Below are 2,554 nucleotides of genomic sequence, written 5' to 3'. Positions count from 1 at the left end.
AAAAATGTTACTAAATGCCCGTCAGGCAGGGAGGCCGATATGCCCGTTGACTTTCTGACCACTGAGCAGACTGAAAGCTATGGCAGATTCACCGGTGAACCGGATGAGCTTCAGCTGGCACGATATTTTCACCTTGATGAAGCAGACAAGGAATTTATCGGAAAAAGCAGAGGTGATCACAACCGTCTGGGCATTGCCCTGCAAATTGGATGTGTCCGTTTTCTGGGCACCTTCCTCACCGATATGAATCATATTCCTTCCGGCGTCCGGCATTTTACCGCCAGACAGCTCGGGATTCGTGATATCACCGTTCTTGCAGAATACGGTCAGAGGGAAAATACCCGCCGTGAGCATGCAGCGCTGATACGTCAGCACTATCAGTATCGTGAATTTGCCTGGCCCTGGACATTTCGCCTTACCCGTCTTTTATATACCCGGAGCTGGATAAGCAACGAACGTCCTGGCCTGCTTTTCGATCTGGCGACAGGGTGGCTTATGCAACATCGTATTATTCTCCCCGGAGCCACTACGCTGACCCGGTTGATTTCAGAGGTAAGGGAAAAGGCGACGTTGCGCCTGTGGAACAAACTGGCACTGATACCGTCAGCCGAACAGCGTTCACAGCTGGAGATGCTGCTGGGGCCAACTGATTGCAGCCGCCTGTCTTTACTGGAATCACTGAAAAAGGGCCCTGTGACCATCAGTGGTCCGGCGTTTAATGAAGCAATTGAACGCTGGAAAACTCTGAACGATTTTGGCCTGCATGCTGAAAACCTGAGTACACTCCCGGCTGTGCGCCTGAAAAATCTCGCACGTTATGCTGGTATGACTTCGGTGTTCAATATTGCCAGGATGTCACCGCAGAAAAGGATGGCGGTTCTGGTTGCCTTTGTCCTTGCATGGGAAACGCTGGCGCTGGATGATGCATTGGACGTTCTGGACGCCATGCTGGCCGTTATCATCCGTGACGCCAGAAAGATTGGGCAGAAAAAACGGCTCCGCTCGCTGAAGGATCTGGATAAATCTGCATTGGCGCTCGCCAGCGCATGTTCGTACCTGCTGAAAGAAGAAACACCGGACGAATCGATTCGTGCTGAGGTGTTCAGCTACATCCCAAGGCAAAAGCTGGCTGAAATCATCACGCTTGTCCGTGAAATTGCCCGGCCCTCAGACGATAATTTTCATGAAGAAATGGTGGAGCAGTACGGGCGCGTTCGTCGTTTCCTGCCCCATCTGCTGAATACCGTTAAATTTTCATCCGCACCTGCCGGGGTTACCACTCTGAATGCCTGTGACTACCTCAGCCGGGAGTTCAGCTCACGGCGGCAGTTTTTTGACGACGCACCAACGGAAATTATCAGTCGGTCATGGAAACGGCTGGTGATTAACAAGGAAAAACATATCACCCGCAGGGGATACACGCTCTGCTTTCTCAGTAAACTGCAGGATAGTCTGAGGCGGAGGGATGTCTACGTTACCGGCAGTAACCGGTGGGGAGATCCTCGTGCAAGATTACTACAGGGTGCTGACTGGCAGGCAAACCGGATTAAGGTTTATCGTTCTTTGGGGCACCCGACAGACCCGCAGGAAGCAATAAAATCTCTGGGTCATCAGCTTGATAGTCGTTACAGACAGGTTGCTGCACGTCTTTGCGAAAATGAGGCTGTCGAACTCGATGTTTCTGGCCCGAAGCCCCGGTTGACAATTTCTCCCCTCGCCAGTCTTGATGAGCCGGACAGTCTGAAACGACTGAGCAAAATGATCAGTGATCTACTCCCTCCGGTGGATTTAACGGAGTTGCTGCTCGAAATTAACGCCCATACCGGATTTGCTGATGAGTTTTTCCATGCTAGTGAAGCCAGTGCCAGAGTTGATGATCTGCCCGTCAGCATCAGCGCCGTGCTGATGGCTGAAGCCTGCAATATCGGTCTGGAACCACTGATCAGATCAAATGTTCCTGCACTGACCCGACACCGGCTGAACTGGACAAAAGCGAACTATCTGCGGGCTGAAACTATCACCAGCGCTAATGCCAGACTGGTTGATTTTCAGGCAACGCTGCCACTGGCACAGATATGGGGTGGAGGAGAAGTGGCATCTGCAGATGGAATGCGCTTTGTTACGCCAGTCAGAACAATCAATGCCGGACCGAACCGCAAATACTTTGGTAATAACAGAGGGATCACCTGGTACAACTTTGTGTCCGATCAGTATTCCGGCTTTCATGGCATCGTTATACCGGGGACGCTGAGGGACTCTATCTTTGTGCTGGAAGGTCTTCTGGAACAGGAGACCGGGCTGAATCCAACCGAAATTATGACCGATACAGCAGGTGCCAGCGAACTTGTCTTTGGCCTTTTCTGGCTGCTGGGATACCAGTTTTCTCCACGCCTGGCTGATGCCGGTGCTTCGGTTTTCTGGCGAATGGACCATGATGCCGACTATGGCGTGCTGAATGATATTGCCAGAGGGCAATCAGATCCCCGAAAAATAGTCCTTCAGTGGGACGAAATGATCCGGACCGCTGGCTCCCTGAAGCTGGGCAAAGTACAGG

General features: G+C 51.9%; 1 protein-coding gene. It reads left to right on the top strand.

Annotation, left to right across the window (positions count from 1 at the left end):
- Nucleotides 1–39: 39 nt before the first annotated feature.
- The coding region (locus PG887_RS22075; protein WP_063099935.1) for a Tn3-like element Tn3 family transposase at nucleotides 40–2,554 on the top strand (2,515 nt) is incomplete at its 3' end.

This window comes from Aeromonas sp. QDB14, from assembly GCF_027707845.1.
In the GTDB taxonomy this organism is placed as follows: Bacteria; Pseudomonadota; Gammaproteobacteria; order Enterobacterales; family Aeromonadaceae; genus Aeromonas; species Aeromonas caviae.
The sequence above is the reverse complement of the archived record's forward strand: the minus strand, read 5'-3'. Positions and strand labels throughout refer to the sequence as shown.